Origin of the sequence: Burkholderia sp. A2 (genome assembly GCF_001729305.1) — a bacterium.
In the GTDB taxonomy this organism is placed as follows: domain Bacteria; phylum Pseudomonadota; class Gammaproteobacteria; order Burkholderiales; family Burkholderiaceae; genus Burkholderia; species Burkholderia sola.
The window spans coordinates 77,912-100,352 of sequence record NZ_LZXX01000085.1 but is presented as its reverse complement, the minus strand read 5'-3'; the positions used below and the strand labels follow the sequence as shown (position 1 = coordinate 100,352).

General features: G+C 62.4%; 28 protein-coding genes. 8 read left to right on the top strand and 20 right to left on the bottom strand.

Annotated features, from left to right (window positions below):
• Window positions 1–41: 41 nt before the first annotated feature.
• Together A9Z05_RS09405 and A9Z05_RS09400 are read left to right on the top strand one after the other, a co-directional pair.
• Window positions 42–1,076 (top strand): folate-binding protein YgfZ, encoded by a 1,035-nt coding sequence (locus A9Z05_RS09405; protein ID WP_069617842.1) that lies wholly within the window; start codon window positions 42–44, stop codon window positions 1,074–1,076.
• Window positions 1,077–1,152: 76 nt separating this feature from the next.
• Complete coding sequence (locus tag A9Z05_RS09400) at window positions 1,153–1,998, top strand: NRDE family protein (RefSeq protein WP_069617841.1); 846 nt, start codon at window positions 1,153–1,155, stop codon at window positions 1,996–1,998.
• Between the two features lie 16 nt (window positions 1,999–2,014).
• Here A9Z05_RS09400 and A9Z05_RS09395 read toward each other — a convergent pair whose 3' ends face one another.
• From A9Z05_RS09395 to A9Z05_RS09380, 4 genes are all read right to left on the bottom strand, one after another.
• Entirely contained in the window at window positions 2,015–2,461 is a 447-nt protein-coding gene (locus tag A9Z05_RS09395) for a GNAT family N-acetyltransferase (RefSeq protein WP_069617878.1), read from the bottom strand.
• 39 nt (window positions 2,462–2,500) lie between these two features.
• Window positions 2,501–3,460: an alpha/beta hydrolase gene (locus A9Z05_RS09390; protein WP_069617840.1), complete on the bottom strand. Its 960-nt coding sequence runs from the start codon at window positions 3,458–3,460 to the stop codon at window positions 2,501–2,503.
• A 161-nt stretch (window positions 3,461–3,621) separates the two neighbouring features.
• Entirely contained in the window at window positions 3,622–4,101 is a 480-nt protein-coding gene (locus tag A9Z05_RS09385; RefSeq protein WP_069617839.1) for a PaaI family thioesterase, read from the bottom strand.
• Window positions 4,098–4,412, bottom strand: coding sequence for a Dabb family protein (locus A9Z05_RS09380; protein ID WP_012328683.1), 315 nt, complete (start codon window positions 4,410–4,412; stop codon window positions 4,098–4,100). Before A9Z05_RS09380 ends, A9Z05_RS09385 begins: the two co-directional genes overlap by 4 nt.
• A 177-nt stretch (window positions 4,413–4,589) precedes the next feature.
• Here A9Z05_RS09380 and A9Z05_RS09375 point away from each other — a divergent pair, with 177 nt between their 5' ends.
• The gene (locus A9Z05_RS09375) at window positions 4,590–5,822 is read left to right on the top strand and encodes an integrase arm-type DNA-binding domain-containing protein (RefSeq protein WP_069617838.1); all 1,233 of its coding nucleotides are present in this window, start codon (window positions 4,590–4,592) and stop codon (window positions 5,820–5,822) included.
• Window positions 5,823–5,889: 67 nt separating this feature from the next.
• Here A9Z05_RS09375 and A9Z05_RS09370 read toward each other — a convergent pair whose 3' ends face one another.
• Complete coding sequence (locus A9Z05_RS09370) at window positions 5,890–6,780, bottom strand: amino acid ABC transporter substrate-binding protein (RefSeq protein WP_069617837.1); 891 nt, start codon at window positions 6,778–6,780, stop codon at window positions 5,890–5,892.
• Here A9Z05_RS09370 and A9Z05_RS37685 point away from each other — a divergent pair.
• Window positions 6,779–6,904 (top strand): hypothetical protein, encoded by a 126-nt coding sequence (locus tag A9Z05_RS37685; RefSeq protein ID WP_256121931.1) that lies wholly within the window; start codon window positions 6,779–6,781, stop codon window positions 6,902–6,904. The genes A9Z05_RS09370 and A9Z05_RS37685 overlap by 2 nt on opposite strands.
• Before the next feature lie 358 nt (window positions 6,905–7,262).
• Here A9Z05_RS37685 and A9Z05_RS34400 read toward each other — a convergent pair whose 3' ends face one another.
• Complete coding sequence (locus A9Z05_RS34400; RefSeq protein ID WP_084044175.1) at window positions 7,263–7,925, bottom strand: response regulator transcription factor; 663 nt, start codon at window positions 7,923–7,925, stop codon at window positions 7,263–7,265.
• 460 nt (window positions 7,926–8,385) lie between these two features.
• Here A9Z05_RS34400 and A9Z05_RS09365 point away from each other — a divergent pair, with 460 nt between their 5' ends.
• A complete protein-coding gene (locus A9Z05_RS09365; protein ID WP_069617836.1) occupies window positions 8,386–8,694 on the top strand; it encodes a hypothetical protein in 309 nt (102 codons plus the stop codon).
• A gap of 402 nt (window positions 8,695–9,096) precedes the next feature.
• Window positions 9,097–10,038: a DUF3800 domain-containing protein gene (locus A9Z05_RS09360; RefSeq protein ID WP_069617835.1), complete on the top strand. Its 942-nt coding sequence runs from the start codon at window positions 9,097–9,099 to the stop codon at window positions 10,036–10,038.
• Between the two features lie 39 nt (window positions 10,039–10,077).
• Here A9Z05_RS09360 and A9Z05_RS09355 read toward each other — a convergent pair whose 3' ends face one another.
• A complete protein-coding gene (locus tag A9Z05_RS09355) occupies window positions 10,078–10,782 on the bottom strand; it encodes an SOS response-associated peptidase family protein (RefSeq protein WP_069617834.1) in 705 nt (234 codons plus the stop codon).
• A gap of 81 nt (window positions 10,783–10,863) precedes the next feature.
• Here A9Z05_RS09355 and A9Z05_RS36855 point away from each other — a divergent pair, with 81 nt between their 5' ends.
• Both A9Z05_RS36855 and A9Z05_RS09345 read left to right on the top strand, forming a co-directional pair.
• Entirely contained in the window at window positions 10,864–11,319 is a 456-nt protein-coding gene (locus A9Z05_RS36855) for a hypothetical protein (protein ID WP_176730184.1), read from the top strand.
• Between the two features lie 44 nt (window positions 11,320–11,363).
• Window positions 11,364–11,753, top strand: a complete 390-nt coding sequence (locus A9Z05_RS09345; RefSeq protein WP_141723393.1) for a hypothetical protein — start codon at window positions 11,364–11,366, stop codon at window positions 11,751–11,753.
• 150 nt (window positions 11,754–11,903) lie between these two features.
• On the opposite strand, the gene A9Z05_RS09340 is transcribed toward A9Z05_RS09345, so the two are convergent.
• The 13 genes from A9Z05_RS09340 to A9Z05_RS09280 all read right to left on the bottom strand — a co-directional run bounded on the left by A9Z05_RS09340 (window position 11,904) and on the right by A9Z05_RS09280 (window position 22,440).
• Entirely contained in the window at window positions 11,904–12,251 is a 348-nt protein-coding gene (locus tag A9Z05_RS09340) for an aegerolysin family protein (RefSeq protein ID WP_256121930.1), read from the bottom strand.
• 271 nt (window positions 12,252–12,522) lie between these two features.
• Window positions 12,523–13,311 (bottom strand): DNA adenine methylase, encoded by a 789-nt coding sequence (locus A9Z05_RS09335; RefSeq protein WP_069617830.1) that lies wholly within the window; start codon window positions 13,309–13,311, stop codon window positions 12,523–12,525.
• A gap of 156 nt (window positions 13,312–13,467) precedes the next feature.
• Entirely contained in the window at window positions 13,468–14,109 is a 642-nt protein-coding gene (locus A9Z05_RS09330; RefSeq protein ID WP_069617829.1) for a hypothetical protein, read from the bottom strand.
• Between the two features lie 2 nt (window positions 14,110–14,111).
• Complete coding sequence (locus A9Z05_RS09325; protein WP_069617828.1) at window positions 14,112–14,678, bottom strand: glycoside hydrolase family 108 protein; 567 nt, start codon at window positions 14,676–14,678, stop codon at window positions 14,112–14,114.
• Window positions 14,675–15,124: a hypothetical protein gene (locus A9Z05_RS09320; RefSeq protein WP_060157964.1), complete on the bottom strand. Its 450-nt coding sequence runs from the start codon at window positions 15,122–15,124 to the stop codon at window positions 14,675–14,677. Before A9Z05_RS09320 ends, A9Z05_RS09325 begins: the two co-directional genes overlap by 4 nt.
• Window positions 15,125–15,198: 74 nt before the next feature.
• Window positions 15,199–16,251: a phage late control D family protein gene (locus A9Z05_RS09315; protein WP_069617827.1), complete on the bottom strand. Its 1,053-nt coding sequence runs from the start codon at window positions 16,249–16,251 to the stop codon at window positions 15,199–15,201.
• Between the two features lie 10 nt (window positions 16,252–16,261).
• Window positions 16,262–16,468 (bottom strand): tail protein X, encoded by a 207-nt coding sequence (locus tag A9Z05_RS09310; RefSeq protein ID WP_069617826.1) that lies wholly within the window; start codon window positions 16,466–16,468, stop codon window positions 16,262–16,264.
• Window positions 16,443–17,324 carry a phage tail protein gene (locus A9Z05_RS09305; RefSeq protein ID WP_069617825.1) on the bottom strand — a complete coding sequence of 294 codons (882 nt, stop codon included), beginning with the start codon at window positions 17,322–17,324 and terminating at the stop codon, window positions 16,443–16,445. The genes A9Z05_RS09310 and A9Z05_RS09305 overlap by 26 nt, the downstream gene beginning before the upstream one ends.
• Window positions 17,325–17,334: 10 nt before the next feature.
• Window positions 17,335–19,749 carry a phage tail tape measure protein gene (locus A9Z05_RS09300; protein WP_069617824.1) on the bottom strand — a complete coding sequence of 805 codons (2,415 nt, stop codon included), beginning with the start codon at window positions 19,747–19,749 and terminating at the stop codon, window positions 17,335–17,337.
• Between the two features lie 55 nt (window positions 19,750–19,804).
• Window positions 19,805–20,134: a phage tail assembly protein gene (locus A9Z05_RS09295; protein WP_059585228.1), complete on the bottom strand. Its 330-nt coding sequence runs from the start codon at window positions 20,132–20,134 to the stop codon at window positions 19,805–19,807.
• A gap of 93 nt (window positions 20,135–20,227) precedes the next feature.
• Window positions 20,228–20,731 carry a phage major tail tube protein gene (locus A9Z05_RS09290; protein ID WP_069617823.1) on the bottom strand — a complete coding sequence of 168 codons (504 nt, stop codon included), beginning with the start codon at window positions 20,729–20,731 and terminating at the stop codon, window positions 20,228–20,230.
• 10 nt (window positions 20,732–20,741) lie between these two features.
• Window positions 20,742–21,911 (bottom strand): phage tail sheath family protein, encoded by a 1,170-nt coding sequence (locus A9Z05_RS09285; RefSeq protein ID WP_069617822.1) that lies wholly within the window; start codon window positions 21,909–21,911, stop codon window positions 20,742–20,744.
• A gap of 76 nt (window positions 21,912–21,987) precedes the next feature.
• A complete protein-coding gene (locus A9Z05_RS09280; protein WP_069617821.1) occupies window positions 21,988–22,440 on the bottom strand; it encodes a tail fiber assembly protein in 453 nt (150 codons plus the stop codon).
• Window position 22,441 lies beyond the last annotated feature (1 nt).

Genomic DNA, 22,441 nt, shown 5'->3' with positions numbered 1-22,441 from the left:
CTCGCCTCCGTCAAAGTCAGGGTTGACTGTTCCCTCATTCCATGAGCACACCGTTCGCTTCACCGGCTGCCCAGGCCGCATCTGCCTCGCTCCCCGTTTTCCCCCGCCCGTCCGCCGCCGATTTCGACGCGCCGGGCGCCTGCATGCCGCTGCCGCAGTTCGGCGTGATCGACGTGGCCGGCGGCGACGCCGCGACGTTCCTGCACAGCCAGCTCACCAACGACATCGAGCACCTCGATGCCGGCAGCGCGCGGCTGTCCGGGTACTGCTCGCCGAAGGGCCGCCTGCTCGCGTCGTTCCTCACGTGGCGCGCCGGCCACGACGTGCGCCTGCTCGTGTCGAAGGACGTGCAGCCGGCCGTGCAGAAGCGGCTGTCGATGTTCGTGCTGCGCGCGAAGGCGAAGCTGACCGACGCCAGCGACGCGCTCGCGGTGGCCGGCTTCGCGGGCGACGTGCGCGACGCGCTGTCGGGCATCTTCGATGCGCTGCCCGACGGCGTGCACGTGAAGGTCGACGGCCCGGCCGGCGCGCTGATCCGCGTGCCCGATGCGGCCGGCCGCAAGCGCTATCTGTGGATCGGCCCGCGCGCCGAGGTCGACGCGCGCCTCGCCGCGCTGGCCGGCACGCTGCCCGTCGTGTCGCCTGCCGTGTGGGACTGGCTCGACGTTCGCGCGGGCGAGCCGCGCATCACGCAGCCGGCCGTCGAACAGTTCGTCCCGCAAATGGTCAACTTCGACGTGATCGGTGCCGTTAACTTCAGGAAAGGGTGCTACCCGGGCCAGGAAGTGGTGGCGCGCAGCCAGTACCGCGGCACGATCAAGCGCCGCACCGCGCTCGCGCACGTCGCCGGCGAGACCGATACCGTGCATGCCGGCGTCGAGCTGTTCCACAGCGACGACCCGGGCCAGCCGTGCGGAATGATCGTCAACGCGGCGGCCGCGCCGGCGGGCGGCGTCGACGCGCTCGTCGAGATCAAGCTCGCCGCGCTCGACAGCGGCACGGTGCACCTCGGTTCGGCCGACGGCCCGGCGCTCGCGTTCGACGCGCTGCCGTACGCGTGGCCGACCGAAGCGTGATGCACTGACAACCCGTTCGCGCGCCGGCTCGCGAGTCGCAGCCGGCGCGCGACGTTTCCTGCGAGAGATTCGCCCGATGTGTCTGATTGCCTTCGACTGGCAGCCCGATGCCGCCGCCGGTCCCGTCTTTACCCTCGCCGCCAATCGCGACGAGTTCTTTCGCCGGACCAGCGCGCCGCTCTCTTGGTGGGAAGACGTGCCGGGCGTACTGGCCGGCCGCGATCTCGAAGCAGGCGGCACGTGGCTCGGCGTCTCGCGCGACGGCCGCTTCGCCGCGCTGACCAACTACCGCGCGCCGTTCGACATCCGCGCGGGCGCGCCAACCCGCGGCAAGCTGGTCTCCGACTTTCTCGGCGGCTCGCCCGTCGCGCCGCTCGACTATCTCGCGCAGCTTGCCGAGCATGCGGCCGTGTACAACGGCTTCAACCTGCTCGTCGGCGACTGGCGTCGGCGCGAACTCGCGTGGTTCTGCAACCGCGCGCCCGAAGGCGAAAGCCGCGTCGCCGCGCCCGTCGCGATCGCGCCGGGCGTGCATGCGCTGTCGAATGCGCGCCTCGATACGCCCTGGCCGAAAGTGGTGCGCAAGCGCGCGGAACTCGGCACGCTGCTCACCGACAACCCGACCCCGTCGCTCGACGAACTGATCGCGCTGATGCGCGACCCGCACGTCGCGGACGACGACGCGCTGCCGCACACGGGCATTCCGATCGAGCGCGAACGCGCGCTGTCGGCCGCGTTCATCGAGACGCCCGAATACGGCACGCGCGGCACGACCGCGCTGCGCGTCACGATGAAGGAAGGCGTGCGGCTGACGGTCGAGCTCAAGGAACGCAGCGACGACGACGGCTCGCACCGCACCGTCCGCCCCGGCGCATTCGAGCGCGCGTTCACGTTCGATATCGACGCGGCGCGGCCGCGCTGAGCGCACACGTGGCGCGCTACGGCGCGCGCGCCATCTCGACGTGCGGGACGCCGGCTTCGACGAACGGTTCGCCGACCGCCGCAAAACCGTGCCGCAGATAGAACGACACCGCCGAGTCCTGCGCGTACAGCCGCACGACTGCTTCGCCGCGGCGCCGCGCGGCGTCCAGCAGCGCATTCAGCACGGCCGACCCGACCCCCTGCCCGCGCATGTCGGCCAGCACCGCGACGCGGCCGATCGTGCCGGACGGCAACAGCCGCCCCGTCGCGACCGCGCGGCGCAGCCCGGTCGCCGCGTCGGTCCGGTACGCGACCGCATGCAGCGACAGCGGATCGTCGTCGTCGAGTTCCCATTCCGGCGGAATCTGCTGCTCGCGCACGAACACCGCGTCGCGAATCCGCGCGGCGTCGCCGCCAAGCACCGTCCAGTCGCCCGTTTCCACCCTGCCCACGCCGTTCGTCATCGCCATCCTCCCGCGGCGCGCGCCTTCCGGCGCCCGCCGTCAAACCTCGTCGAATGCGGCCTTCAGCGCCGCGACCGCATCGGCATGCGCGACCCGCACCTCCGGCACGTAGCCGCCCATCTTGAAGAATTCGTGGATCATTCCCGGATAGCAGACCAGCGTGACCGCGTTGCCGGCCGCACGCAACTTGTCCGCGTACGCGGCGCCCTCGTCGCTCAGCGGATCGTATTCGGCCGTCGCGATCCACGCCGGCGCGACGCCCGCGAACGACGGCGCATCGCGCGTGCCGTCGAGCGGCGCGAAACGCCAGTCGTCGCGATCCGCCCGATCGCGCACGTATTGCGTGAAAAACCACTGGATCGTGTCCTGCGTCAGCAGGTGGCCGCTGGCGAGTCGCGCGTGCGACTCGGTGTCCTGGTCACGCGTCACGCCCGGATAGATCAGAAGCTGCAGCGCAAGACGAATGCCCGCGTCGCGCGCGAGCACCGCGCAGACCGTCGCGAGCGTTCCGCCCGCGCTGTCGCCGCCGACAGCCAGCCGCGCGGCGTCGATGCCGAACGCGGCGGCCTCGCGATGCAGCCATTGCAGCGCGTCGTCCGCGTCGTTCACCGCGGTCGGAAATTTGTGCTCGGGCGCGAGCCGGTAACCGACCGACAGCACCGCGCATTGCGCATCGTGCGCGAACATCCGGCACAGCGCATCGTGCGTGTCGACGCTGCCGACCGTGAAGCCGCCGCCGTGGTAGTACACGAGCGCGGGTAGCGGCTCCGCCAGGCTCGGCGCGACCGGCAGATACAGCCGCGCGCCGATCGTGCGGCCGTCGCGCGTCGGCACCACGCATTCCTCCACCGAATGCATCGGCGCCGGCGCGACGTCGAGGATCGGCGCGCTCTTCTCGTACGCGGCGCGCGCCTGCTGCGGCGTCTGGTGGTGATACGACGGACGTTTCGCGCGCTCGATCATGTCGAGCACCTGGGCGATCTTCGGATTCAGCGGCATCGGAGTGGACGGCGCCGGCGGGGCGCCGTGAACGGACAAGCGTGACATGATGCCACGCGGGGGCCGGACACGCGGCGCGGCGCGCCGTGTGCCGGCATTCCATGCCGCCAAACGAAACGGCCCTGCCGCATCGAAGAGACAGGGCCGCGCGTGGCGGATGCTTACGCGTCGCTCGGGCCGGGATGGGCGTCCGGCGCCGTGCGCGAGCGTTGCCGCTTGATGTCGCGGCCGACCGCAAGCCGCCGCATGTACTTGAACGTGCCGAGCGCCTTCGCGACGAAATTGCCGTCGCTGTCGCGCACTTCGCCTTCGCAGTAGGCCATCGTCGTCGAGCGGTGCATCACGCGCCCGTAAGCGCGCAGCTCGCCGCGGCCCGGCTGCATGAAGTTCACCTTCATCTCGACCGTGACGACGCCGACGCCGTCGTCGGTCAGGCTGCGCGCCGCCATCGCGAGCGCGATATCGGCGAGCGTCATCGTCACGCCGCCGTGCGCGATACTCCACGTGTTCATGTGGCGCTCCTCGAGCGGCAGCACGATCTCGCTCGCACCGTCCTTCGCGGACACGAGCTGCACACCGAGCAGATCGACGAACGGGCTTTCGATCGACAGGCCTTCCGTCGGGGTTGCCGCGTCGCTCATCGTGCGACGTCGACGATGTAGTCGACGCACTCGCGCGATTCGGCCACCGCGACGACGAATTTCTTCACTTCCTGGTGAACCGGATGCACCTGGTACGCGTCGAGCGCCGCCTTGTCGGTGAAATCGGAGACGAGCACGATGTCGGCGGTCGCGTCGAGGCCGGGCGTCGCCAGGCCGACGTCGATCTGCAGGGTGCCCGGCACGAGGTCGCGGCAGCCTTCGAGCTTTTCCTTCAGCTTCAGCGCGTTCTGCGCGCGCGTGGCGCCTTCCGCGGATTCTTTCAACTTCCACATGACAATATGTCTGATCACTTCGTTCGCTCCTGTTCGTGTTGGTTCGGCAATTTGCCCATAACCCTTACCAGTTGGGCATTCTATGCCCCTCCGCTGTTCGCTCACGTTCGCCGGAAATCGTGCCCAGCCGCAAAAAAAGGGGGTATAAAAGGGGGTATCATTTCGAGCCTCCAGAAACGATACCCCCTTTTCACCGTGCCACTTACCGACATCAAGATCCGACAAGCGAAGGCAGGCAACAAGCCTACCAAACTTACCGACGGCAATGGACTGTATCTGTTGGTGAAGCCGTCAGGCTCCAAGCTCTGGCGTTACAAGTACAGGATTGCCGGGAAGGAAAACCTCTTCGCGATTGGCGAATATCCCACGATCAGCCTTCAAGACGCGCGCGCGGCGCGTGACGATGCCCGTGAACTCGTCAAGAAGGGACTGCACCCGTCACATGCGCGGCAGGAAGTGCTGTCGGCGCGTATCAACGAAGGCAAAGCAACTTTTCGCGCAGTCAGCGACGAGTGGCTGGAAAAGAAGCGGAAGACTTGGACCGAGCGGCACTTTGGCGAGATTCTGCGCATGCTCGAATGCGATGCGTACCCGTTCATCGGGAACCGCCCCATGCGCTCCATTACCGCTCATGACGTGCTTGCTTTGATGCGTCGCGTCGAAGAGCGCGGCTCGCCTTCCGTGGCGATCAAACTGCGCCAGTACGTGTCCAACGTGTTCCAGTATGCGGTGATCACACTGCGAGCCGATACAGATCCCGCATCGGTGCTGCGTGGCTCAGTCCTGAAACCCCCGACAGAGAATGCTCGGGCGTTGAGCCGTGAAGAGCTCAAGAAGCTCTTTCGTCAGCTTCCGACCTACAAGAGCAGACGAACCGCGATTGCGATCCGATTGCTGATGATGCTGTTTCCGCGAACGATCGAGCTTTGCCGAGCGCGATGGGAAGAAATCGACCTGGGAACCGCCGAATGGAAGGTGCCCCCCGAAAAAATCAAATCACGACGCCTGCACATCGTCCCCCTTCCCAAACAAGCACTGAAACTGCTGCGCGAGCTGCAGGAGATGTACGGAAATCGCGGGTATATCCTGCCGATTCTGCATAGCAATCGAAAGCGCCCACACATGAGTCGCGCAACGATCAACCGGGCGATCGACTATATGGTTCCGGATAACCCCGAACCTATAACCGGCCATGACTTTCGGGCAACTGCGTCGACCAACCTCCATGAAATGGGATGGAAGGACGAAGTGGTTGAAATGCAGTTGTCGCATAAGGACAAGGACAGGACTCGCTCGACGTACAACCATGCGAAGTATTTACCGGACCGTCGGGAGATGATGCAAGCGTGGGCGAACTGGCTCGACGACGTCGAGGAAGAGGCACTTCAAGATGGGGACACCACAAGCATCCCCATCAGTGACCGATGATCCAGCAGTACCTGCGCCCTGTCTGACAAAGCTTGGCACAGAAACCTACGCGCCAGCCTTTGGCTCGTCATTGTGCAGGACGATCGCTGCGCATGACCAGATTTCCCTTTAGCGCCGCGCTCATTGGCATGTCGAGATTCGCGCCACGCGGCGGAATCGGCGATTCGAACCACTTTGCGTACAGGCGAGTGAATTCACCACTCTTCATGAGCCGGGTGAGCGTGCCATCGACGAGTCGCTTGAACGCCGGATCGTCTTTGCGCACCATACATGCGTACGGCTCGACCTGCAGCGCGTCCCCTGTCACGACCCACATGCTCGGGTCCCCCGCGTTCGCCCTCAGCCCGTAAAGCAGAACATCATCGAGCGCGAGTGCTGCCGCCTTGTCGTTCGCGACGATCTTTAGTGCCTCTGCATAGTCCTTTGTCAGCACGACTTCGGCATCGATGTGCTGCGCTTCGAGTTGGCGCCGCAGCGTTTTTTCGTTCGTACTTCCACCGACTGTCACGACAGCCTTATGCGCGAGGTCGGCATAGCCGCCAATACGCGACGCCTGTTTCGCCATCAGGCGCGTACCGGCATAAAAGTAATTGATCGAAAACGCGACGTCCTTGCCGCGAGCCGACGTATTTGTCGTCGACCCGCACTCCAGGTCGTAAGAACCATTGACGAGCAGCGGAATTCGATCTTGACCGGTAACCGGCACGTAAGCGACCCTCAGATCCGGTCTGCGAAGTGCCTTGCGAACGTCGTCGACGATTGCTTCGGTTACGTCTATCGAAAAGCCGACGGCTTTATGCGGTGTCAGCAGATAGCTGAACGGCACGGCGGCTTCCCTATACGAAACGACGATTTGATTGGACCGGGAGATTTTGTCTAACGTCTGCGCACAGGCAGTCGTCGACGTGACATACCCCGCGAATAGTGCGGCGAGCATGCAAAAGGACTGATGTCTCATGATGCCTCTGTTCACGACGTTTACCCCGCAAAAGCTCGATTTCCCGAGCCGTTTCCGTCAATATCAGGCCGCGCGTCGCATCGCTTACCGCGCGTCCATCAAGTTCGACGTGAATTTACTTTAAGCGGAGTCAATCGCCCCCGATTGACTCAGGTCATCCACCGCATAGTTCAGGGGAAGGAATGATAAGCGCGAGGCTTATTCAGCAAGGCTTCCGCCCTGTGCTGTAGCAAATTTGTAGCACGTGAAAAAGCCCGCTCGCAGCGGGCTTTTTCGCTTCTTGGCTCCAGTCCTGCCACTGGGTTGCAAAGCAACTTGCTGCCCCGATGATGCGGCAGGATCCTTCAGCCTCCCTGATTGAATCGCCTTGCAAATTAGTCGCTGCCCGCCCCCAAGATCCCATGACGGGGTTCCCTTTGGTAGTGGTACCTCCCCATGTTCATCTGACGTATCGAGCTTCAAATGGTCATATGATGAGACCGCTATGCTCCAGTACTTCCTTCGCCACTGTCGTCGGGAATAACTTTGTGTCTGTATGCGTACCGTACGAGCGCAGCATCGCTCTGTAGCCCAAGTTTCTGGAGAACGCGCGCTTTGTGCGTACCGATAGTTTTTTTACTCACGCCAAGAGCGTGTGATATTGCATCAAGCGATTCTCCAGAAGCAATACGCACGAGTACATCTAGTTCCCGACCCGACAAACCGTGGTGAGGAGACGCATCGACCCTATTGTCGAGGCTACATGCCAATTGATCCGCAAATGCGAGACTGACATAGATACCGCCGCGCGCAACTTTTCGAACCGCGGCAATCAGATCTGCAGCCGGGCTAAATTTGCTAACGAACCCCGATGCGCCGCTCTTGAACGCTCGGACAGCCCACTTCTCCTCCGATCGCCTCGTCAGAACGAGTACACGAAGCGATGGGCAATCTTTCCGAATTAACTCGATGAGTTCAACACCACTCACGCCGGGCATTATGAGACCTAGCGTCAGCACATCCGCGTCAGTAGAGCGCACTAGCGTAAGAGTGCTCTCGCGATCGAAAGCTTCGCCCACGATCGTAAATTCATTAGTCGCCTCCAGCGTGCCCCGCACTCCCTCGCGTATCACTGAGTGCGCATCGGAAATCGCCACTTTGATCATACGGAACGTCTCTGGAATTCACCGTGCGTCGTGAAAGAAGCCGAACCATGATGAGATATTAGCAAGGATTTTTTATGCTCGATGTGCTCGGTTTGCCTGACCTGCCGCTGCCGGACTGTCGCGTTGCTTACACCTAACGCTACGTCGGATTGAGAACCAGATTGAGCAGCTTGCCCGGATAGTGGCCAGTGAGCCGGCTACCTCGTCCCACTCATGGAGCACGTCGTTCGGCTAACGGTTGCACTTAATCGACTAGGCGGCCCGCAACCGGACTAAGTAAGCCTCGAAGGCTTATGCAACTGTGATAGCACCAGTTCGCGAAGCCGTCTCATACACATAATGGCGCCACGGACGGAGGTTTGACAGCAGTCGCCCCTCCCAAAGTAACTAGGTTGGCCCAAGTGACGACCAATGAGAAGATAGTTTGCGCCCCGGGTCCTTCCAGCGAGTCGAGAGCCCAATGAGCAACGAGTCGAACGACGTCGCCGATTTGAGACGTTTCACGGTATCGCTGAGCGATGAGCTGGCAATCGTCTCCGAGGAGGTGGTCAGGCTGATGCATCGCCTCAACGCGTATCAAATGGTACTGGAGGGGCTGTGCGTCGCCCACCGAGATCAGCAGACTGTCCTACGAGAGGTTGAGAACCACATCGAGCAGATTGCCCGGATACTGTCGACCGAGCCGACGGCCCGAGACCGGTACCTCGGCCAGCTCATGAAGCACATCATTCCCCTACTGCTTGCACTTGGTCGACCAGGCTGCCCGTAATCAGGAGGAGCAACGGCAGCTTCGCCGCCAGCTACCGCACCCAAGCCAAGGCGTTGAAGAGGCAGCAGCCGAGTCGCCACCGGCTAAACGGCTTTGCAGGCCGTCATTTATGCAACAGAATCAATACATTACGAGATTTAACCGCCTGCATTGACCATTCTCTCCGCAAGCGCCGGCACCGGGATCCGCGCGTATCACGATGATCCGCACAAGTACACAGGCGGTGTGGACTGATCCCGCCCCAAAATTATTATTATCTTTCTGATAGAACAAATAAATCACACTGGCGATCCATCGTGGCAGAATCCACCTCGACAACTTTTTGTGTCGTTCGAGGCGAGAGCCTGCGGCGGCAAATCCTAGGGCCACCTTCGGGTGGCCCTAGTTGCTTATACGGGGCATATGTACATCTGCTACATCGACGAGTCGGGCTGCCTCGGCGCCATCCAGAGCGCAACGGACGCACAACCGACCCCTATCTTTGCAATCGCCGGGCTGTTTGTCCACAAGGACCAAGTTGACGACTTGACGAGGGAACTCCTCGCCCTCAAAAAGAAGTACTTTCCCAACAATCTGCCCGCCAGTGCACGCGCATTCGATTGGATGGCGGCAGAGATCAAGGGATCAACGATCCGAAACATGATGCGGGATTCGGGGCGCAACAACCGGCGACATGCTATGGGCTATGCGATCAATAGCCTGAAAGCTCTTGGCAAAGTAAATGCGAAGTTTGTCGCTCGCGTGTATGTCAAGCCAATCGGTGGACCGCTTGACGGCAAGGCCGTATACACGGCGAGCGTCCAATCAATCGCAAGTCACTTTCACCACTTCCTCGAAACGGAGCGGGAATCCGGCCTCATCGTCGCCGATAGCAGGGGGCATCGTCCAAACGTCAACGTCGCGCACTCCATCTTCACGCAGCGTCGTCGATTGAAGGGGGATCCCTACCCGCGTCTCGTCGAATTACCATTGTTCGGGCACAGCGACAATCATGCAGGTCTACAAATGGCCGATCTCTTGACGTCGGCTGTACTGTTTCCGATTGCCGCGCAAGTATGCTGCGCGGAGCACTACTCGATCAAGACACATACATCTGAGCATTGGCTTGACGCGCGTACTCAGCTTGGCGGGTTACTTAAAGACATCGAATATCGTTACCGGAAGGACGACAAGACCCACGGCGGCATCGTGCTTTCGGATCCGGTGAACAAATATGGCGCAAGCGTTCTCCTCGGCGGGGATGAAAAGCCGGTGACACAAACTGCGCCGGTCATGGAAACGACGCAATGCAATTCGACAGCATTCGCACTTGCGTTCGCAACCGCCGCAGAGAAGAAGCGTTAGGCGCGCGTTGCCGCTTTTGCTGAAGGCCCACGATTCAGGTCACTTTGGCGTCGAAACCATCTCGTCGGCCGGATAGAGTTGCAGCATCGCGCGCGCGGCCTCCAGGTTCGGCGTCGTCAGCCACTCTTCCCAGTCGTCCGGCCGTAGGATCACGACCGACCGTTTCTCGTCGGCCGGCTTATGCATGCGCGACATCAGCGGGTGACCATCGGCGTTTACGGTGATCATCGACATCAGATGGCGCTCAGCGCCGTCTTGGTTCGTAAGCGTGCGCCAGATACCGGCGACACACATCGTCGGCCGGTCCACTACACTGATCCGCTGCCACACGCACGGCCCGAGCACACAGTCGCCATTCGCTTCTTGGTGTGCATCCGGGTATGACGGCTCGACTATGAAACGCGCCGGGATCAGGCAACGTCGGCCGCCGCGCCAAGTTGGTCCGTACAACGGAGACTTCCCGAGGTTGTCATCGCGCACGTTCATCGTGCTGCGCATGAGCGGCGGCTTGCGTCCCTGCTCCTTCGCCCTCTTGATGTTTGCCTTCTGCAGCGCGCTCGGCCAGAAACCGAAGCCTGCGATCAGCGGCTTGAACTGCCCGTCGACGTAGCCAACGATCGGCGCATCATAGTCCGGGTAAATCTCGGGTTTCCACGGCGTCCAGCGGTACAGATCGCGGAAACTGTCGATCTTGAGCTCGCTCAGGCCCGGATCCTCGCCCGGCGCGACGTAGTTCGTGCACATAGGCCGTCCCCAATTTTTCGAGTTGACGATCCCATCTTAACCCGCGATACACTGTACATCCATACAGCATCACATCGCATCATGAAACCGCGCTGGGCCTACATCTGGGAGTACACGCACCTCGAATCGGGGGAGCGCCGGCGCACGCACCTCCCTGTGACGCGGAGTGAATTTCAGTCCTACACCGGACAGTTCCCCGATGAATCGGACCCGCGCCCGCTGGAGGAGACGAAGGTCGATCGAAATGTGGTGCCACTCAGGGAGCAATATCACCGCCTCGTCTCGATGCCGGACTTCGTGGCCCCGACCGAATCGGAACTCCGCGAGCTCTGGCGCACCCACCGCGACCCCGAGGTCCGGCGCCTCATCCTCGAGATCGTGGCGCTGCGAAAATCGCTTGAGAAGGTCATGGACTGGTGGAAATCGACCGAGCGCGCGACGTCGGATCGCGGTGATCTGGATGGTCCGTTTGGGCCGTTTCGAAAGCTCTACCACATGCTTCGTGAAGAGCTGCGTCGGGCGCGGATGAACTTGTGACGCGCCTGTGGCATTCTGGACGCTCGTCGCACTTGGAGATCGACATGCGCACGATTGCGGAAGAATTCAGCGATTCCAACGACGACTGGTTCGGCTTCGCCTCGGCGCAAGACCGCAAGGACGGCCATTCGCTGCGGGCGTACCTGCTGCGTTACGCGGACCGCATCCCGGAACACCATGTCGTCGTTAACGTCGAACTCATACTACGCACGGAGTATCCGCCTCGCGGCATTCGTCCGCCGTACCTGAGCGTCGTCCACTTCGACCCGGGGCACTCCACCGACTTGCCGCTCACATGGAAGCGCAACATCGAGGATCTCAAATTCGAATCCACGATCACGTACGTCGAATGCGGATACGATATTTTCGACTCGTTCAGCGACGCGAAGATGGACCTAACGGCGCGCGGGTTCTACATCGAGCCGGTCAACTAGCTTCCAATGGACGATACGTCCCGGAAGACCGTCAAGGCGTCGCGGCGAATGACGCAATGTGAGAGCAGACACCCCCGCGCAAAACGTACCTGTCAGACATCTCGCCGGCGCTCGCGCCCATCGAAATGGGCGCGAGCCGATCACACCAAATCAGGCTTTCGTGATGTAGAAATTGACCGTCGCATTGTCCCCTGAGCCCCCCTCATAACCGACCTTGTAATGGTCGCTGCTCACGGTTATCGAGTATGCGTTGCTGCCGTTAAAAGGATTGTCCCAGTAGATCCGCACGTTCGCGACATCGCCATCGTCAGCGAACTGATACTCAAGCTTCCCCTCCGTTCCGGTCATAAAACCGCTGGAGTCGCTCTCCCATTCCCCCGTTTGTCCATTCAGGATCGTCACCGGCGGATACTTGCCGCTGGCCCATTCGCCATGAGGCAGACTGATCGATGCCGAGTTCAGCATCAACTTGTTGCCCGAATTGTTTTTCAATTTCACAACAGTGCTTCGTGCCGACATTTCGTTCCCCAGAAAATAGATTATTGATCGCGCATCGCAGCAGCCTTTTTAATGCCCACCCGGCAATGCGCCTCAAAAATAGAGCACAAATAGCCGCACCGAAAGCTGGCATTTACTACAGCCAAAATCAGCGAAACGGCTTGATAATTTGTTCAACAAATTGTGTTGAAGACCGTTAGGACACAGGGATCGGGAGTCTTTCATCCAAGCAAAAGTCAGGCGGGACAATTGCCCCGCCCACTATCGCCCGTCAGAACAACCCAACAGGTTGCGCCGCATCGTCCCAACTGAAGATGATCAGTTCGTTTCGCTCAACGCCCCTGCCACCACCGACCGTATATTGAATCGGCACAGTCTCGATGTGAAATCCGTCGAACACGCGCCGAATGGCGGGATGGTCATTGAGACTCACGATCGCGCGCCCTTTGATCGACCTCAGACGCTGCGCCATCTTCTCGTACTCGCCGAATGGAAACGCCACGCCATACCCTTCCGTCTCGTAATACGGCGGGTCCAGGTAGAACAGCGTATGCGGGCGGTCGTATCGATCAATGCAGGCAGCCCAATCCAGCCGCTCGATGAACGCGTTCGCAAGCCGTAGATGGGCTGCAGACAGTTCCTCCTCGATACGCAGCAGGTTCAGACCGGGTGGCGTAGTTGTCGCCGTGCCAAATGTCTGTCCTTCGAGCTTTGCCCCAAAGCAACTTTTCTGCAGGTAGTAGAACCGCGCAGCACGCTGGATATCGGTGAGCGTTTCCGGGACCGTATGCTTCAGCCACTCGAATACCTGCCGGCTCGTCAACGCCCATTTGAACTGGCGCACGAACTCTTCCAGGTGATGCTGTACGACGCGATACAGGTTGACCAGCTCCCCGTTCACGTCGTTCACGACCTCGACCTTGGCCGGCGGACGGAGGAAATACAGCGCGGCCCCACCCGCGAACACTTCGACATAGCAATCGTGCGCCGGGAAACGCGGGATGAGGTGATCTGCCAAACGGCGCTTACCGCCGATCCAAGGAATGATGGGATTTGCCATTGTGAAAGCCGTTTTTGAACTTGGTGTAGAATCCGGCCCGCCTACCGGTAGGTAGCAGGGCCTTGGCTGATTCACTGGCGTAGACAGTGGAAAGGCGGCCGGGCGAGTGCTCCAACACTCCCCCGGTCGCCCTGTTTCTTCAATGCCTCGCTGCCGTCACGGCGTCCGATGCTCGACCGGAACCGATGCGATCACCTTCGGATCAATCGGCCCGCCCGTCACGGTGATATCCGGCGACACGGCGAACTGCGTGATGCGGTCTGCCTGCTTGTCGGCCCGCGACGACGACCCGAAGAAGTACTCCTTCGAGCCGATCACCATCGTGATCAGCACGCCAAGCAGCGTGTCGAGCGTGCTCTTCACGACGTCGGGCATCTTGATCTCGCCGATCGCCAGATAGAACTCCAGCCCGATCACGACGAACAACGCCACCGTGTACATGTAGGCAAGATTCCGCGCAGTGTGGTCGTGTTCGGCCGCAGCGTATTGGCGAGCGCTGGCGCGATCGTCCGCCGCGACCTTGTCGGCCTGCACCTGAATGCCTGCCATGCTTTCCGCATGCTCGAAGCCGGCCTGTCGCATCTTCAGCTCGAAGTCCGCGTCGGCCTGCTTCAACGCAAGCAGTTGCTCGGGCGTCACTGACTGGCCGGCCAGCGCCGCCTTCACGGCGTCCACCGACCCGTCATCGAAGCCGAGCTTGTCCGCAATCGCCGACGCGGCCATCGCCGCGATACCGGGCACACCGCCGGTCAGCGCCGTGACCAGCCACGGCGCAACAGTCTTCAGAATGTCCAGCATCGTTACACCCCCAATGCGCGATTGAGCTGCCAGCCGTACTCGAATTTCTCGTTCTCCGGCCGGCGCTCGGCGAGCTCGATGTAGAACACCGACTGCTGCGCGGCGATCATGCCGTACAGCACGCGATGCCCGTCGGCCCCACGTTGCTGCAGGAACGACTTCAGCGCCGTGATCGTCATCGGGCCAATGCCGCCGTCGACCGCGATATCCGGGAACGTCTTTTCGTTCTGGTTCAGCACGTTCAGCGCTCGCTGCATGAACTTGACGCCGGTCGGCGGCCCAGTGTTCACGCCGATGTCGAACAGCTTTTCCGCGAGCGTCGACGAGATCGCGTCGACCTGGTCGAACTTCGGACGCTGCCAGTACCGCGACTCGTAGATCGCGACGGCCGTCGAGCGCGGCATGTCCTTCATCGGCCCCGTGTATCCATTCGCGCGCGCTTCGGCGGCCGTCACACCCCACATGGTTCCTTCGAGCTTCCCGAGATACCAATTGCCGCGATCGTTCGGATCGTTCGAGAACCCGCCTTCGCGCCCGATCAGCGCCTCAATCTTCGCCGTTACGTTCATTGCTTCCCTCCCCGGCTCACCGCCTGTTCCAGTAAATCGATGCGCTGCTGCTGCAGACGGTTGAGCGCATCACCCTCGTTGATGTGCGTGAAGACCCAGACGATCGAACCGACCAGAAACGTCTGCACCACACCGAGACACACACCGAGCACCCACATCGCGCCCGTTGCCTTGTTTTTCATCGCGTCGACCTTGCGATCGACGTCGGCGATCTCGTCGGCCAGCTCGCCGCGAGCACGCTCTTCCGCCCGCGAACGGCTCCACAGCAGTCCGATGTCCTCTCGCGTCGTCTCCGCTCGCACTGCCATCTCCGCGAGCCGCCGGTCGAGATCCGCGAACGGCTGCACCGATCGCTTGATGTCCTCGACGCTCGCGGCGACGGCGCGCATCTGCTGCGTCAACGTCGCGATCTGAACGGCCAGCCCCTCCTGCTTTTCATCACCCATCAAACCCCCGCTGAAAATAAAAAAGCCGCCCGAGTTGCCCCGAGGCGGCTGCCAGAAATTGATACGCGCGTGTGTTACTTCGGCGGCGACGGTACGACCAGGTCGACTTTCTTCGTCGGCTTCTTGCGATGGCCGACCTTCGCCTTGCCCTTGTTGCCGGCGTTCAGCTCGACTGACGTCTCCCATCCATTACCGGCATAGGTGTGTCGTACGGAATCGACAAGAAAATCGCCGTCCGCCTCCTGCTTGAAGCCGGAAAGCTTCACGGTCTTCTCGGCCGATATGTCCGTGCGCCCCTTCATGCGCAGCACGCTGCGCGCTGTGTGCCGGTTCAGCTTCTCCAGACGCGACTTCGCACCGGCCTTCGCGGCCTCTGGACTGGCGAACGCATGGCGCTCGGTATGGACAGCGGCGGCTCCCGGCGGTGCGTCCGGATTCGGGATCGTCAGGTCGATTTTCTTCCCCGTTTTCTTGTCGTGTACCTTCGTCCGTACGGCAACGAAGCTGGCGCGGTCAGGAAACGAGATCTCGTAGTCCGTCAGATCGGCCGGCGTCAACGTGATCGCCGGCAGCGGCTTGCCGCTCGCGCTCTTGCCGCCGCCGATCGGCCCAACGATCAGCTTGCCTGCCTTCACTGTCGCCGTTGCACCGTACTGCCGCGCGATACGCGTGATGAAATGCAGGTCGCTTTCGCCGAATTGATCGGCACGCGGCACGACAGCGTCGACCGAGCACGCGGCCACCCATTTGTTGCGCCGCGCGACGTCGCCGACGATGTCGGCCAGCTTCACATTCGTCCAACTACCATTGCGCTGCGTCTTCGACGTCGCTCGCATGTTGGCCGGTCGGCCGCGGATGACGATCGTCGCCGGCGGACCACGTAGCACAATCTCGTCGACGGCATACTCGCCGAGCATCGACAGGCCCTGCCCCTCCCATCCGAGCGAGATCTTCAACGTCGCGCCCTTCGGCGGGAATCGGACCTTGCCGTCGCGGTCGTCCAGCTCGATCTCGCATTCGTCGGCCTCAAGGCCCGGTTTGTCGGTTGTCTGGATCCGCAGCACGCGGTCCTGAATCACGCGCGTGATGTCGGCGCCGTTCGCGACGACCTGAAAAATTGCTCGCATCGTTCCTCCGTCACGACCAGAGCTGAATCGGTTCGTCGCGTGGCGTATCGAGATCCGGCATCGTGATCAACACGCCGGACCGGAACGGCTGCGGCTCGCGCGCGAGGCCGGGATTGGCTTCGTACACGGCCTCGACGGTGCCCTTCAACGTCCCGTAATGGGCGTAGCAGAGCGAGTCGAGGATGTCCCCGTCAGAGGTTCGCAAAATCTTCGCCATAGCGGCCAAACTCCAGACTGTAGGTTTGCTTGCGGGGCGCACCGTCCGACATCAGCGCCTCCTGCTCTTCGTCGACGCTGTGCAGATACCAGCGTCCGAGCACGTCGCCCGTGCCGGCCGTCAGTTGCACCGGCTTCAACTTCGCGCCGATCGCGCGCAGCGTCTCCAACTGACGGAAACCGGCACCGAGCGACGGAAACACGACGCCCGACAGCGTGATCGTGTCGCCGCCCTGACTCACCGGTTGCTGCGCCTCTTCGCGATTCAAGCGCTCCTGCGACGCGATCTTGAAGCGCGTCGAGCGCCGCAGCTTGTCGTACGCTGCCGTCGACAGTCCGAAGTGGAACGCGTCCCCATCATCAGTTGATAGCGTCAGCAGATGAGGGGTGGAAGACGTCGCGCTGTCAAACAGGCCGGAGAGAACCGAACTCAAGCCCGTCGTCTGCGCGAACGACTTCAGCGCACCCATCGTCTGCTCGCCGACCAACGCGGTGAACTGCGTTTTCGCGTCGCCCAACGCGCCCATGACCGACTGCGCGGCCGACTGGATCAACGGGTGATTGACGCCCCCGATCATCTTCAGCACGCCACTGACGGCCGCACCGGTTGCCGAGAAGCTGCGCATCACCGTGCCGAGCTGCGGACTCAGGTCGCCGGCCACCGACAGCAGGCTCGTCGCCCCGCGCAGCAGGTCGGCGGCCGACGTGAGATTTCCCGTCGCCAACTTCGTCAACGTGTCGACCGTGTTTTGACTCGCGCTCCGGTTTCGATCGAACACGCGCACCACGTGCCGAACACGTTCGGACGCGATGCTCGCCTGCGTTGCCGCCTGCGTCACACTCGAAATGAAGTCCATCCACTTCCCCTTACAGATGCGGTGCGTCGAACATGGCCGACCGGTTGCTCTTGTCCATCGACTCGGTCATCGTCCGCTGAATCAGCGGATTGATGCGCGCGAGCAGCTTGTCCGCGATCTCCGCGTCCGTGCCGCCTTCGACCTTGATGTGAAACACCGGGGCAAACGAGTTTTGCTGCTCGACCTTGAACGGTCGAGACTGCGGCGATTCCGGGCCAGCCGCCACCTTCGCGGCCGCCTTCGCCGCGTCGCTGTCGCCATCCTTCGAACCCGTCGCCAACCGCGCCATCGCCCCAAGTAACTTTCCACCGGCGAACGTACCGATCGCACCGCCGACAACACCACCAACCGCCACGCCAATCGGGCCGCCGAGCGCCCCGATACTTGCCCCGAGCTTCGCCCCGACCATGCCGCCTGCGAGCGAACCACCGATGCTTGCGTACCCTTCCGCCTTGCGTGCGGACGGCTGATCGCTACGTGCAACCGCGTACGCATCCTTGGCTGCAAATGCGACTTTCATGACACTGGCGGCGACGGCCAGTTTTCCCGCGTAAGGCCCGAAACGGCCGGCGATCGTCCGAAATGCACCGATGACACGACCGAGACGACCGCGCGGAACCCGGCCACCGCCAGAGCCGCCTCCGGCCAGATCGCCGAGCAGGTCACCTGCGGCCCCCGCAACGCCGCCAAGGCCGCCGCCCGGCAAGTTGACGACGAATACGCGCTGCACGCCCCCGGCAGCGCCGCTCAACGCATCGAGCGCCTTACCAAGCCGCCCGCCAGCAGCGCCGCCCCCGGCCGCTCCACCGCCACCGCGTCGCGCCATCCAACCGCCGCGCAATATGTCGAGCACACCGCGCCCCATGTTCCACGCGGCACGGGCACCACGAACGGCGATCGCCGTGCCGATAACGCCGACGACCGCCGCCGTCGCACCAGGTGCGGCGTCCGACGCGTGCTGCACCGTTTCGCCCGTCCGTTTCGCGACCTTGCCGGCGCGATCCGTCACCGGCCGCAGTGCATCGCCGATACTGCGCATCGCGTCGTCCCACTGCTGGGCGACCTCGCTCCAGATCTGCTTCGACGTTGCACGCCGGTCACCGAGATCCTTGTCGATCTCGCCGTTCGCGTCCGCCGCGTTGCGCTTGAGCTTTTGATACAGATCGGCGTTCTGCATGTAGGCCGTGAGCGCCGCCTTGACCTGCATGTCGTTGAACAGGTCGCCGGTTTTCATCGTGTCCTCGAAGGCCCGCATCTGCGCCTGACGCTTGGCGGGATCCAGCTCGCTGTTGAGCTGCTTCGCCACCGCTGCGAGCTGCGCCGCCTTCTTTGGATCGACACGCTCGATGTACGCCCGGGCGAGAACGAACGACGCCTCCAGCGTCGACCAGCCCTTGCCGATCGCCTCTTTCATCTTCGCTTCGTAGTCGACGCCAGCTTTCTTGTAGTTGCGCTCGGTCTCGCCCGAACCGATCTTCGAGAACCAGTTTTTGAGGTTGTTCGCCGCCTCGTCGGCATTGCCGGCGGTCTTCATCTGAACCTGTAGCATCGCGCCGAGTTGCGTCACGGAATCCTGCCCCGTGATACCGATCTTCTTCATTTCGGCAAGCAGCACCGGGAACCACCGAGCCATGTCGACGGACTCGAACGAACCCTCCTTGCCGAGATACGCAATGGCCTCCAGCGCCTTCATCATCGCCTTAGGGTCCGCGATGTTGGCGTTCTGCTGCAGTGCCTGAATCATCTGCGCGGTCTCGACGCTCGACGCCCCCTGACCCACCGAGAATTTCGCCACGGCCGGGCCGAAGTTCAGCGCCCGATCGACGTCCATCCCGGCCGCGACCATCTGGTTGACGGCGTCGGCCAGCTCGTTGCGCCCCATGCCATTCGACAGGGCGTCACGACGGATGCGCTCGGACATCGCGCGTTCCTGCTCGGTGCGCGCGATGCCGGCCTTGATGGCGATGTCCCGAATGATTGCTTGATACTGCGCAGAAACCGCCGTCGGCACCGCGACGGCCGCGCCGAGCTTCACGGAGTCCCCGATTGCATCGCGCATCCCACCTCGACCAGCCGCGAACCGTTCGTGACCTACCGCACGCATGTCAAGGCTGCGGACGGTACGACCCAAACGAGCGTACGAGCGATCGAGGCGATCGACTTCAACGCCAGCGGCACGCAATGAGCCCAGATTCGCTTCCAGCTTGCGCCGGATTCCTTCCGCAGCGCTGTCGCCCGCGAGGTGAAGCCTGCGAAACTCCTGTTGCAGCTTCGCCGTCTCTCCGATCTGCCGCTGCCACATTCCGCGCTCGCTAGCGGCTTTGCGAATGCCAACGATCTTCGAATTCGTATCAGCAAACGCCTTACCGAGCGTTGCCGACACCGCACCGCCGATGACGATGCCAAGTGCAATATCGCGTGCCATGTCAGTCCTCACTCAATCCGTCAGCCACCACAACAATTCGTCGATCGTCATGTCGTCAACCGACTGCGGCTGCGTTCCGTACTCCTTCATCATCCGCCGGGCCAGCGCCTTCACCGTTCCGATTGGAAGCCGGACGAACGGATCGAAAGGATTCGTACGCACGCTGCATGGCGTCGTAATCGACCATGTCCATTGCTTCGATATCGTCGGGAGCGACTTCGGCCAGCGTCGCGAACAGCACGATTTCGCGCAGCTCGTCGTCACCCTGCGCCTGCTTGCTCGCAGTACGCATGTCGCGTACCTTCGGGCGGCGCATCACCAGCTCGTTGCGCACGACGCCGTCGAACGAGACGGGATACTTCAGCGTGATCTTCACGGTTTCCATTCAGCACCTCAGAAATGACAAAGGGCGGTCAATGGACCGCCCCTAGGGTTATCGAAAAGTTACTTTGACCGGTGCACTGGCCGGCCGCAGCACTTACATACCGAGCGCCTTGCGCACGTCGGCGAGCTGGTCGACGCCGTCGATGACGCGGATCATGTTCAGCACGTCGATCTCGCAGATCACTGCACCGTCGATCTCCGCCTTGTAGTACGACAGCTCGGCCGTGTACTTCAGCTCCGACGTCGAACCCGGCTTCCAACTGCCGGGATCGTATTCGGACAGCATGCCGCGCATGATGAGCGCGACCGATTTCACCTTGCCGCGCGTGTCGCGGAACGCACCGCGAAACGTCGCGTTGAATGCGTTGTTGTCGGCCAGGCCGAAGAACTTCAGCACGTCACGCTCGACGCTGCCCATGGTGAACGCCGCCTGCAGCCCCTCCATGCCTTGGTCGACCTTGACCGGCGCGTCCATGCCGCCCGCGCGATAGTCCTCCGTCTTGATCTTCAGCTTCGGCGGACTGACTTCGGGCGAGCGGCCGGCAAAGCCGCGCCCGTCGACGTACAGCGCCATGTTGTTGAGAGTTTCCGGGACCATGCGTCACCTCTTACGATTGCGTGTCGAGAACTTCCGTCAGCCACTCGTTCGTGACCTCGAAGCGGAAGATCGGGTTTTCTGCGGGCGGGACGTCCGTGAAGCGGATGTTCCAGTACACCTTGCCCTGTTCAAGTTGCGACGCCGAATTGAGCTTCGGATCCGGGTACACCTCGAAGTTGATCACCGCACCCTGCGTGCGCAGGTCGCGCATGAACATCCGTAGCCCTTCGGTCACATCCTTCACATACGTCGCCGTGATACCGCGATCGACGGCCCACTTATGGCCTGCCTGCACGGCGTCCATCACGATGTCGAGCGTGCGCACACGCGTCACGAACGACCACTTCGGATCGGCCGACAGCGTGCGGTTGCCCCACAGGCGGAACCCACCGTCGCGGATGATCGTCGTGATGAACGAGTTGTTCAGCAGGTTCGCGCGGCACGTCTCGTCGCCGTCGAGGAATTCGATCGGCCGCTTCGTGCCGCTGATCCCGACGATCTCCTTGTTCGACGGCGACGCCCAGAAGCCGATCGCCGCGTCGGTCTGGCAGAACAGACCCGCAGCGTACGCAGATGCCGGCGCATCGACGTCCGCGTTCCTCGCCGTGTCCCAATACCGCACGCCGGGATCGACGAGATACAGCCGCTTGCTTCCGAAGTTCTTCGCGTACTGGATCGCGTCCTCATCGGTCTTGTTCGGCCCGTCGACGATCGCGATTGCGCGCAGCTTCGCGGCCAGCTCGTCGGCCGCCGTCGCGACCGGCTGCTTGGCCGTGTGTCCCGGCGCGAGCAGCAGCCGCGGCTTCAGGTCGAACAGCGATTTACCGTCGAGCAGTGCCTGCATGCCGGTGCGAACACCGCCTGCCGACACGCCACCGATGATCGCGGATGTCAGCTCGGCGTCGGTCTGATCGGCCGGGACGCCGACCGCCACCATGACCGTCTTGCTCTGCTTGTAGATGCCCTGAATCGCGCGCGTGATCGCGCTCGTCTCGCCGAATGCTGCGGCGGCGTCGTATTCGCTGGTAATACGCACGGGCACGTGCGGTGCGACGAGGTCCGGGCCCGACGTGTAGGTATCGGCGATGCCGACAACCGACGTCGACGGCACGGCGATCGTACGCGGGCCGACGTCGACGAGCACGGTTGTCACGCCGTGATAGAAAGAAGTAGCAGCCATTCAGATCTCCGAGAAAGCTACAAATAAAAAGGCCGCTCAATGAGCGGCCACACATACGGACGAGTCGATATCGGCGCTATACCGTCGCAACCGGCTGCGCACCCGCAAATGGTGGTGGCGACGGTAGCTCCGCATTCGGCCAGCCGGGAAGGTCACTCGCTTCCCGCAGCGATTGCCGATAGCGGAGCAGCGTCGCAAACTGGTCGGCCGTCAGAGTCGTCCCGTCACCCAACAGTTGCTCGTCCTGGTGCCGGGAAACGAGCCAGTCTGTCGCCTTCAGTGCCGCGTCCCGCTGCGCTCGTTTTGCATTGGCGAGTTCCGCTCGCGTCGGCGGCGGCGGATCGACAGCGATGGGCACTCCGTCTTTGACCGCAAGGCGCTTTCCTATCGCTTGTGCACGCATGAGATCGTCCAGTTGCTCTGCGGTGATCTCGATAACGGCGACTCCATCAGGAGCGGGACTATCGACCGTGTCGTAAAAGGCAACGATGTTGCCGTCCGCGCTGTACGCGGCGAGTTTTTGTCCCATG

What these genes read in the sequence shown, in the direction of transcription:
- A9Z05_RS09405 (WP_069617842.1), top strand. Translation starts at nt 42, where the DNA reads ATGAGCACACCGTTCGCTTCACCGGCTGCCCAGGCCGCATCTGCCTCG.
- A9Z05_RS09400 (WP_069617841.1), top strand. Translation starts at nt 1,153, where the DNA reads ATGTGTCTGATTGCCTTCGACTGGCAGCCCGATGCCGCCGCCGGTCCC.
- A9Z05_RS09395 (WP_069617878.1), bottom strand. Translation starts at nt 2,461, where the DNA reads ATGACGAACGGCGTGGGCAGGGTGGAAACGGGCGACTGGACGGTGCTT.
- A9Z05_RS09390 (WP_069617840.1), bottom strand. Translation starts at nt 3,460, where the DNA reads ATGCCGCTGAATCCGAAGATCGCCCAGGTGCTCGACATGATCGAGCGC.
- A9Z05_RS09385 (WP_069617839.1), bottom strand. Translation starts at nt 4,101, where the DNA reads ATGAGCGACGCGGCAACCCCGACGGAAGGCCTGTCGATCGAAAGCCCG.
- A9Z05_RS37685 (WP_256121931.1), top strand. Translation starts at nt 6,779, where the DNA reads ATGATGCCTCTGTTCACGACGTTTACCCCGCAAAAGCTCGATTTCCCG.
- A9Z05_RS09370 (WP_069617837.1), bottom strand. Translation starts at nt 6,780, where the DNA reads ATGAGACATCAGTCCTTTTGCATGCTCGCCGCACTATTCGCGGGGTAT.
- A9Z05_RS34400 (WP_084044175.1), bottom strand. Translation starts at nt 7,925, where the DNA reads ATGATCAAAGTGGCGATTTCCGATGCGCACTCAGTGATACGCGAGGGA.
- A9Z05_RS09365 (WP_069617836.1), top strand. Translation starts at nt 8,386, where the DNA reads ATGAGCAACGAGTCGAACGACGTCGCCGATTTGAGACGTTTCACGGTA.
- A9Z05_RS09360 (WP_069617835.1), top strand. Translation starts at nt 9,097, where the DNA reads ATGTACATCTGCTACATCGACGAGTCGGGCTGCCTCGGCGCCATCCAG.
- A9Z05_RS09355 (WP_069617834.1), bottom strand. Translation starts at nt 10,782, where the DNA reads ATGTGCACGAACTACGTCGCGCCGGGCGAGGATCCGGGCCTGAGCGAG.
- A9Z05_RS36855 (WP_176730184.1), top strand. Translation starts at nt 10,864, where the DNA reads ATGAAACCGCGCTGGGCCTACATCTGGGAGTACACGCACCTCGAATCG.
- A9Z05_RS09345 (WP_141723393.1), top strand. Translation starts at nt 11,364, where the DNA reads ATGCGCACGATTGCGGAAGAATTCAGCGATTCCAACGACGACTGGTTC.
- A9Z05_RS09335 (WP_069617830.1), bottom strand. Translation starts at nt 13,311, where the DNA reads ATGGCAAATCCCATCATTCCTTGGATCGGCGGTAAGCGCCGTTTGGCA.
- A9Z05_RS09330 (WP_069617829.1), bottom strand. Translation starts at nt 14,109, where the DNA reads ATGCTGGACATTCTGAAGACTGTTGCGCCGTGGCTGGTCACGGCGCTG.
- A9Z05_RS09325 (WP_069617828.1), bottom strand. Translation starts at nt 14,678, where the DNA reads ATGAACGTAACGGCGAAGATTGAGGCGCTGATCGGGCGCGAAGGCGGG.
- A9Z05_RS09320 (WP_060157964.1), bottom strand. Translation starts at nt 15,124, where the DNA reads ATGGGTGATGAAAAGCAGGAGGGGCTGGCCGTTCAGATCGCGACGTTG.
- A9Z05_RS09315 (WP_069617827.1), bottom strand. Translation starts at nt 16,251, where the DNA reads ATGCGAGCAATTTTTCAGGTCGTCGCGAACGGCGCCGACATCACGCGC.
- A9Z05_RS09310 (WP_069617826.1), bottom strand. Translation starts at nt 16,468, where the DNA reads ATGGCGAAGATTTTGCGAACCTCTGACGGGGACATCCTCGACTCGCTC.
- A9Z05_RS09305 (WP_069617825.1), bottom strand. Translation starts at nt 17,324, where the DNA reads ATGGACTTCATTTCGAGTGTGACGCAGGCGGCAACGCAGGCGAGCATC.
- A9Z05_RS09300 (WP_069617824.1), bottom strand. Translation starts at nt 19,749, where the DNA reads ATGGCACGCGATATTGCACTTGGCATCGTCATCGGCGGTGCGGTGTCG.
- A9Z05_RS09295 (WP_059585228.1), bottom strand. Translation starts at nt 20,134, where the DNA reads ATGGAAACCGTGAAGATCACGCTGAAGTATCCCGTCTCGTTCGACGGC.
- A9Z05_RS09290 (WP_069617823.1), bottom strand. Translation starts at nt 20,731, where the DNA reads ATGGTCCCGGAAACTCTCAACAACATGGCGCTGTACGTCGACGGGCGC.
- A9Z05_RS09285 (WP_069617822.1), bottom strand. Translation starts at nt 21,911, where the DNA reads ATGGCTGCTACTTCTTTCTATCACGGCGTGACAACCGTGCTCGTCGAC.
- A9Z05_RS09280 (WP_069617821.1), bottom strand. Translation starts at nt 22,440, where the DNA reads ATGGGACAAAAACTCGCCGCGTACAGCGCGGACGGCAACATCGTTGCC.